Raw genomic sequence first — 8,296 nt, forward strand, 5'->3', positions numbered from 1 at the left:
CCCGATGAGATAGATGTAATCACGTCTGCATTTGATATGACTCCTCCAACGCTTATAACAAGTATCATACAGATGCTTAAGAAAAAATCTTTTTAAGGAATTATAATCTTTTTTTAATGAAATTAATAGATTTTATTGGAGAAGGATCGATTTCTGATAATACAGCACGATATATTGAGGTAAAATCAAAAAAATAAATCAAATTTATTAGTTTAGTTAAAATATCACCAGAAGCAGAAAAAACTTCTTTATATTCAATATCATTAGAATTGAAAAATTCTTTAAGGATTTTCCACCTCTCTTTTGTTTTAACAAAATCATCTTTTCCTTGCAACAAAATTGGTTGAATGTTAGGTGGAACTTCCCAAGCAACAATTTCATTATGACAAGCTTCAATCATATCTTCAGCTAGAGCGTGCATTTTTGCATTTTCATTCAAGGAGTTCTTGAATCTAATGGCAGCTGCTTGTAAGCCCCATGGATAAAAAATTAATGGAATCCCTCTAATCCAATTTGCAAGATTTAAGGAAGGATTTTCTTCGGATAAAAAGGATGATGAGATTTCATTTTTTAGATTTTTTAGCTGAGAAATCGATTCTTCAATTCCATTTTTTGCTAAAGGAATTACAGGTTCAAGAACCTTAAGCATTGAATATAAAAAAACAGTAAAAGAAGCTCTGGGAGAATGAATTTCAGGTATTTTTTTAAAATTAATATTATTTTTTATGCAAAATTCTTCCATTTTCCCTCCTGACGAAAAGCTAACAATCTTGCAACCTATTTTTTTTGCAGCTTCTCCAATAATCTCTAAACTTCGTACAAAAGCCCGTTTCAGAGTGTCATTATAGCTAAAATCTTCTTTGCTCATCCCTTCTGAGTGCTTAATGAGATAGTTAGTTTCATCAAGAATATGCCGCAGGAACTCAAGAGGTGAAATTGACATATTCCACTTCCTTTAATATATAAGGGCGGATGTACGGACTCATTGAATCGGTAGTAACCAATTCAATTTTTTTCCCCAAAAGGTCTTCCAAAAGAAATGAAAGCTGCATGAAGTTATCAAAGGTTTTTTTACCCTTATCAAATTCAACCATCAGATCTATATCGCTGTTTTTATTTTGTTCTTCTCGAACAAAAGATCCAAACAAGCCGAGTTTCTTTACACCGAGGGTTTTAATACTCTTCCGATTTTGTTGGATGATTGATAAAACGTCTTTTTTTGAGTTAATCCGTTTATTCATCCTTTACTCCTAAGATTATCAAGCAATCATAACCCGCTTCTTAACTTCTGCGCAAAGCTGCTCCGACTCCTCCTTCGTCGGCGCCTCGGCAATCACCCGGATTATCGGCTCGGTATTCGACGGCCGGATATGAATCCACGACTTATCGCGGACGATTTTGACGCCGTCGGTGAAATCGAGTTTCTCGTTTGAGTAAGCTTGCTGAATTTTTTCCAAAGCGGCTTTCGGGTCCAAATCCCGCAATTCAACTTTATCTTTGGTAATGACGTATTTCGGCAAAGTATCGTTCAACTCCCTGATGGTTCCGCCAAATTCCGCCAACTGCTGCAAAATGAGCGCGATGCCCACGGGAGCGTCCCGTCCTAAATGAATATCGGGCAGAATCACGCCCCCGTTCCCTTCACCGCCAATCACCGCGCCAATCTCGCGCATTTTCTTGGCGACGTAAATTTCGCCGACTTTGGTTCTCACAACCGATGAACCATGCTGCTCTGCGATATCTTCAGTCATCCGCGAAGTTGATGCATTGATAACCACCGGACCGGATTTTTTGCCAAGCATAAATTTGACCGCGAGTGCGAGCGTTTTTTCTTCTCCGAGAGGCTCACCTTTTTCGGAAACCAGGGCGAGCCGGTCTGAGTCCGGGTCGACTGCAATACCGATGTCGGCAGTTTCTTTTTTCACTGCTTCGCAAAGTTCGGTCAGATTTTCCGGCACCGGCTCAGGATTTCTCGGGAAAATCCCGGTGGGTTCGCAATTCAAAAGCACAACTTCACAACCGAGCTCATTTAGAAGTTGGGGAACCATGTTTGAACCGGAGCCGCAAACACAGTCCAAGACCACTTTAAATCTACGCTCTTTAATTTTGTTCAAATCAATATATTCTAAATTTAGGATAGCTTGAAGATGCTCTTCAATTGCCTTGGAATATTTGACGGCGATGCCAATTTTATCCCACGCTGCAAAAGGGAAAGACTTACTTTCTGCGATTTTGATGACTTCCTGACCTTGTTCAGCGTCCAGAAACAAACCGTCCGGGCCGATGAGTTTCAACCCGTTCCACATGATTGGATTGTGGCTGGCCGTAATCATAAGTCCTCCGTTCGCTTCGAGACTCTCGACCGCTAATTGAGTCGTCGGAGTCGGGCAAACGCCAATATCCAAAATGTCACAGCCAACAGCCATCAGCCCGGAAAAGACCGCGTTTTTGAACATTTCGCCGCTGACCCGGGAGTCTCTTCCGACGACAACTTTGCCGCTTTTTACATAAGCGCCAAAAGCCTGTGCAAAACTGGTGACCACTACCGGGGTCAACCCTTGACCGACAATCCCACGAACTCCGGAGACGCTTACCATTAATTTAGACAAAAAATATTCTCCTCATCTCATTGGCAACAAGATAAAGTTTTTTAAAAAATAATGCAAAGAGATTTTGTACCCTTGTTGGTTTGTAGTTCAAGCTTTAGCTTGCTAATGCCAGCGTAAAGGCTGGACTACGAACTTAAAACCCTCTCCAAATCCTGCTTCGTATTTATGTTCCAAAGAATACTTTCATCGCCAATCTCAAGTTCATAAACCTTATCCGAATGGCTGCGAACAATTTCAGAGGTTTTTTGGGTTGGGTTCGCGATGAGGATTTCATGAAAAAGCCATTTAGGAAGCAGCGGCGGATGTCCGCGCTTACCGTTGAGGGTCGGGATCACAATTTTATCAGAATTTTCTTCAGAAACTTTTCGAATCTTAGCGATTATATCTGGGCCAATCTGCGGTTGATCCACCAGGGCCAAAAAAACACCGGTGCAGTTGGACTTCAAATTTTTCACTCCGGCCTGAACTGAAGAAAATTGACCAAGTGAGTAATTTTTGTTGATTGTAAAGTCGTCAGGACGGAGGTTTAATTCTTTCGCAATTTGCTCTGCCTTATATCCCAGAACGATTAAAACATCCTCGATTCCAGCATTTCTGAAATTTTGGAGGATAGTTTCGAGAAAAGTTTGCTTACCGAACTGAACGAGGGGTTTAAGTTCACCCATCCGGGTAGATTTACCCGCGGCTAAAATGATTGCGGAGAACAATGGTTTGAGCTTGAAACTAATTTTTTCTCAACTTATGTTTCAGTTTTTCAAGTACTTTTAAATCTTCTAAATCTTTGGCGCGACCTGCGGCGCTCTTCATTTTTATTAAATCGTCGAGACTGGCAAAATACGCTTCGGTTGAGCCGATTTTACTTTTAACTTTATTTTTCCAAACCTCATCAAAAGAATTACCCGCCACAAAAGGATGAATATCTGTTTCGAAAATATATTGGCGAATTAAGATTTTCTTTTGTTGCATATCCTCTTCAGATATATCCGTAACATCATAACCAAATTCCGACAGAGCTTTTAAAGTCCTTTTTACATTTTCTTTATTCCTTTGAATAAAAATGTCCACATCCAGAGTAGCTCGTGAATAACCATGAACGGGGAAAGCGGTTGCTCCGATAATAACAAACTTGACTTTATTTTCGTTTAATAATCTCAGAAGGTTTTCGATGTCCATTGTCAATCAGCATTTGTGCTATTTCTCTGGATTTTCGAAACATCATTTCGAAACGTTGTTGTGTGGTTAGCGAAAGTTGATAATCTATTTCAAACTCCAATTCCTTCTCGCTGTCATCTTTTTCTAATTTTAAAATCGGTGACATAATGAGTAAAACATACACATCCGCCAGTCCAAAGTCAACTAAACTGGCGGCTCAAGTTTGAAACCTGCATCCTTCAACCCACAAAGCAATGTTTTCACAGGCTTAAGTCCATCAGAGAGGATTGATATATAATCTTTACACAAAATTTAAAACTGTTAAGGGAGAGGACCATATAATGGTCGAAGGCTGTGGAAGGCTATATTAAAAGGGGGGGATGGTTTTCCAGAAAAAAGTGGAAGGCTATAACCCCCGTCGACTACCGTAATTTTTTAATTTTTTCAGATAATTTTAAAAGCCTTAAATGTCGTAATCTGAATTTTTTACCAACCCGAAAGGAAAGCCAAGCCACTTGTCTTTATCGATACCAAAAATTTTGTTTGCACCATTTTTTTAAGTATTTTTTCTATTTCCAGTCGACAATAAGACCGAGCCATGTAAAAAGCTGTCTCACCAAAATTGTCTTTAGCATTGATATTCACAGAGTGTGAAGCTAAAGTCTCAACTACATAACACATATCGTTCACTATTGTGTCTTCGAGTTCCCATGAGTATTTTTGAGTGATTTCCGCAGGTAGTCCTCTCCCCACAGCCGCAAAGTGGAGTGGGGTTCTTCCATGTTATCCGCAACATCAACTTTTGCACCACTATTGATTAATAATTCAACCATTCTGCGATCCCACATGCCCGCAGAAATATGCAATACTGTAATCGAATCTTGAGATGAATTGGGGTCTACACCGCGAGCAAGAAGTTTCCTCACTGTGAGTAAGTCGCCCTTTATGGCAGCATCGTAAATTTCACTCATTGTGTCTTAAGGTGAATTCTCTTGTCCGTTTCCCAGATAAGAAACAATAATTATTTATCAAACTTCACATCTCGTCTGCATAAGGTTGTTGCCGTTGTGGTAAGAGGTCTCATAAAATGTAAAAAAATCTTATATAAAATACAAATAAATAAGAATATGAATTTTCATCATAATTTACATGAGTAAAAGAACTAATCATTGATATCAGCCTTGAATGTTTCCTCTGAGAATTTTTAGTTCTTCATCTACTATATTTTTGAAATAATCCTGATCAATAAGTCCTTTCAGACTATCCATAAATTCGTCAACCTTTTTTTTATCAGAATCAACTTCGGAAAACAAAATTTCTTTTATACTATTGGGGAGACCCTTAAGAAGTGCCCTTGCGTATGTCTTTCTCACCGCTGAGACCCAATCACCCTTGTCGGTATTTTTTTTTGGAAAAGTTGTCTAATTCGAGTATGGCTTTAATGAATTTTCCCATTTGTTTTTCCAATGATCCGTTTGTTCAAATCCCTTGAACATTTCCAAAATCTTAATTTGTTCCTTGTTTAACATTTTTTTTAGAACCATTTTATACTACTACTACTATTATTATTAGTGAGGGTCAGTCGTGAGTTTGATAGAGTTCCCTTTTTTTACAATTACATTCATTAGATCATGGTGAAGTATTTTTAAGATATGTCAGTCCTATAATGTAATTAGGTTTGAAAATGGGGAACTAACCATGAGTGAAATCAAAGAAATTTTGGATAAACTATCTGAAGTTGAAAAATCACTTCAAGATCAGATTTCAGAATTAAAGAAATGTCAAGAAGTTGTTGAGGAAGTCTTTGTGACCACTTAATTTTATTATATTTAGAATATACCATTTTGAAACATGTACTTAGAAAGAAACAGTCAAATGAAAGGTTCACTAATTTTTTTACAAATTGATTTTTGGAAGAAGCTTATATAAAACATAACCTTATGAGCTTTTGAATTGTTTCCAGGTTTTGGATCGGTAATTGCTTAAAAAACAAACGCTGACAAACAATTTTTAATAAATAATTCAAGGTAGTTGGCTAACATGCTTAAAAATCGCTTAAAATTGTTGAATTTCGGAGAAAGTTTTTGTATATTTGGTTAAATTTTCCATCGCAAAAAGGTACTCTGAAATCCCATCACGCTAACCGCCGCTCGTTTTCATCTTTAAATGATTTGGGTCTCGCAGAATGAAAGCCTTTATTTCGATTCTTTTGTTGTCCGTTTTAAATTCCAACCCATCCATTAATGATTCCCCAAACCCAGATGAGCTAAAAATTGCTCGGGTCATGCGCAAGGCTGTGAAAAGTGCAGATTCGACTCTGCTCAAATCAACTTTGCTGAGTAATTGGCGAGAATATTTGAAAATCTCAACTATCGATTTAGATGTTGAGTTACAGCCTCTGGTGCTGATCAAGTTCGATGAAGACATGGCTTTCCGAAAACAGTTGAAAGCAATCATTGACTGGCAATGTAACTGGCTGCAAAAAGAAACCGAGCATTTTATTTATTATTATCGTTGGGATCAGCCGCCGCCGGAAATCGTTCTGGGAATACAGGAAATTCATTTTAAAGCAATTGCCAAACTTTTTAAAATTGAGATACCGGAGAAGATTCCTTTTCGTTACGATTTAACCGCCGAACGCAGCACGGTTTTCCGGTATCAGGATTTGCGTGGAGGGATTATTTCGCCGCAGCCTTTTGACCTGGAAAAATCAGCGCTGGCGATCTTTTATTTCATCAATTCTGAGCCGCCATCCATTCTTGAACCTTTGGTCCGCATTTACGGGAGTTACTTTCAAAATCCTTCCACTTCAGAAGCCTATTATGAGCATTGTTTAAAAGAAATCCAAAAAAATGAATATGTCTCCGCTATCATCCTTTATCAGCAGGACGACATTTCTAATTTTAGCAGCCGGGACTGGTTCTCCTCTTACGCTTTTGTCTACGGGCTTAATCAAAATTTTGGCCCCGAAAAACTTGCACAATTCCTATCGAATGTTAATTGTCAGAAACCTGCAACTGAATTTCAGAACGCTTTTCAAGAAACTTTTGGGATAAGCCTGCCGGAATTTGAAAGCCGGTATAATTAGAGCGTCAGGGTCGGTCGGGGCAAATTATATTGAGGCAAATGAGGCTTTAAGTGACAAGGACTTTGTTTACAGAGTAAAAATTTGCAGGAAAGAATCGAAAGAAAGTGTCTATTGGCTTAGGCTTATCCATGAAACCAATCCGGAAGAATTTAAGGGAAGAAACGAAAGCTCTTTTTATGGAAGCGAGTGAACTAACAAAGATATTCTCATCAATCGTGAGTGACAAGTCAAAGTCAAATCTGAATAGGAAATAGAACTTTGGGCTTTTAGAATTTGGAATTTGCCTTTTTTGTAATTTGAGCTATGGAAATACGTCCTAATCATTTCGTTGCGATAATTGGCGGCGCCATCGCAGGTTCTGAGGCGGCCTCACGGCTTGCCGACCGCGGTATTTACACCGTCGTATTCGAGCAAAATATCCGGCCCTATGGCAAGATTGAGGACGGGTTGCCGAAATGGCACGTGAAATTGCAGGATCAGGAGGAGAACAAAATCGATCAAAAGCTCTCCAAGCCGAACGTTCATTTTGTCCCTAACACGAAGCTTGGCCGCGACATAGATTTTGATGACCTGGTAAATAATTGGGGATTCAGTGCGATTTTGCTGGCAAACGGCGCCTGGAAAGATCGGCCCCTACCCGTTGATGGCGTCGATGAATTTATCGACAACGGACTGATTTATCAGAATCCCCTGGTTTGCTGGTTTAACCATTATCACGAGAGTGATTTCAACGGTCAAAAATATGATTTGCCCGATGACGCTATCATTGTTGGCGGCGGATTAGCTTCTTTGGATGTCGTCAAAATTCTCATGCTGGAAACGGTTTTAGATAAGCTGCAAGAAAGAGGGATTGAAGTTGATATTCTGGAACTTGAACATAAAGCGATTGCCGCTTTCCTGGAGGAACAAAACTTAACTTTACAAGACCTGGGATTGAAAGGGTGCACTCTCTACTACCGACGCCGTATTAAAGATATGCCCCTGGCACAAATGCCGCCAGACGCCACACCCGAACGTCAGGAAAAAGTCTACCAGGGCCGGGAGAAAATCCTGCATAATTTTCAAAATAAATTTTTGTTTAAATTCGAAGAATTAAGATTCCCTACCGGCATTATTTCTGAAAATGGCCGGCTGGCTGGTTTAAAGTTTTCGGAAACCGAGATGATTGACGGCAATCCTGTTATTAAAGAAAACACTGAATATGAAGTCAGGTCGCCGCTGGTTATTTCCTCTATCGGCAGTATTCCGGAACCGGTACCCGGAATCGATATGAACGGCGAATTATATGAAGTTGTCGATCGGGAAACGGGCCAGTTGAAACAATATGAAAATGTCTTCGGGTTAGGAAATGTCATCACCGGCAAGGGCAATATCAAAGTTTCCTTAACTCACGGAAAACAGGTAGCCGATCATGTGATGGATAATTTTCTCGCCTGGCGGGAGGAAG

Annotated in this window: 10 protein-coding genes; 3 read left to right on the plus strand and 7 right to left on the minus strand. The window is 39.4% G+C overall.

All coding sequences use genetic code 11. The features are described from left to right. Nucleotides 1–100: 100 nt before the first annotated feature. The 7 genes from IH879_15025 to IH879_15055 form a co-directional block, all read right to left on the minus strand. Entirely contained in the window at nt 101–943 is an 843-nt protein-coding gene (locus IH879_15025; GenBank protein MCH7676246.1) for a DUF86 domain-containing protein, read from the minus strand. After that, complete coding sequence (locus IH879_15030) at nt 924–1,241, minus strand: nucleotidyltransferase family protein (GenBank protein ID MCH7676247.1); 318 nt, start codon at nt 1,239–1,241, stop codon at nt 924–926. The genes IH879_15025 and IH879_15030 overlap by 20 nt, the downstream gene beginning before the upstream one ends. A gap of 18 nt (nt 1,242–1,259) precedes the next feature. Further along, nucleotides 1,260–2,609 (minus strand): phosphoglucosamine mutase, encoded by a 1,350-nt coding sequence (gene glmM, locus IH879_15035; protein MCH7676248.1) that lies wholly within the window; start codon nt 2,607–2,609, stop codon nt 1,260–1,262. Between the two features lie 125 nt (nt 2,610–2,734). Continuing rightward, nucleotides 2,735–3,316, minus strand: a complete 582-nt coding sequence (locus IH879_15040) for a nucleotidyltransferase family protein (GenBank protein MCH7676249.1) — start codon at nt 3,314–3,316, stop codon at nt 2,735–2,737. A gap of 16 nt (nt 3,317–3,332) precedes the next feature. Further along, nucleotides 3,333–3,782 (minus strand): nucleotidyltransferase, encoded by a 450-nt coding sequence (locus IH879_15045; protein ID MCH7676250.1) that lies wholly within the window; start codon nt 3,780–3,782, stop codon nt 3,333–3,335. Next, nucleotides 3,742–3,927, minus strand: coding sequence for a hypothetical protein (locus tag IH879_15050; GenBank protein MCH7676251.1), 186 nt, complete (start codon nt 3,925–3,927; stop codon nt 3,742–3,744). Before IH879_15050 ends, IH879_15045 begins: the two co-directional genes overlap by 41 nt. A gap of 523 nt (nt 3,928–4,450) precedes the next feature. Continuing rightward, nucleotides 4,451–4,732, minus strand: a complete 282-nt coding sequence (locus tag IH879_15055; GenBank protein ID MCH7676252.1) for an ankyrin repeat domain-containing protein — start codon at nt 4,730–4,732, stop codon at nt 4,451–4,453. A 1,214-nt stretch (nt 4,733–5,946) separates the two neighbouring features. Here IH879_15055 and IH879_15060 point away from each other — a divergent pair. The 3 genes from IH879_15060 to IH879_15070 form a co-directional block, all read left to right on the plus strand. Further along, nucleotides 5,947–6,849, plus strand: a complete 903-nt coding sequence (locus IH879_15060) for a hypothetical protein (protein MCH7676253.1) — start codon at nt 5,947–5,949, stop codon at nt 6,847–6,849. Further along, entirely contained in the window at nt 6,830–7,039 is a 210-nt protein-coding gene (locus IH879_15065) for a four helix bundle protein (protein MCH7676254.1), read from the plus strand. Before IH879_15060 ends, IH879_15065 begins: the two co-directional genes overlap by 20 nt. 113 nt (nt 7,040–7,152) lie before the next feature. Further along, nucleotides 7,153–8,296: FAD-dependent oxidoreductase (locus tag IH879_15070; protein ID MCH7676255.1), on the plus strand; the 1,144-nt coding region annotated here is incomplete at its 3' end.

The sequence above is a fragment of the candidate division KSB1 bacterium genome, assembly GCA_022562085.1.
In the GTDB taxonomy this organism is placed as follows: Bacteria; Zhuqueibacterota; Zhuqueibacteria; order Oceanimicrobiales; family Oceanimicrobiaceae; genus Oceanimicrobium.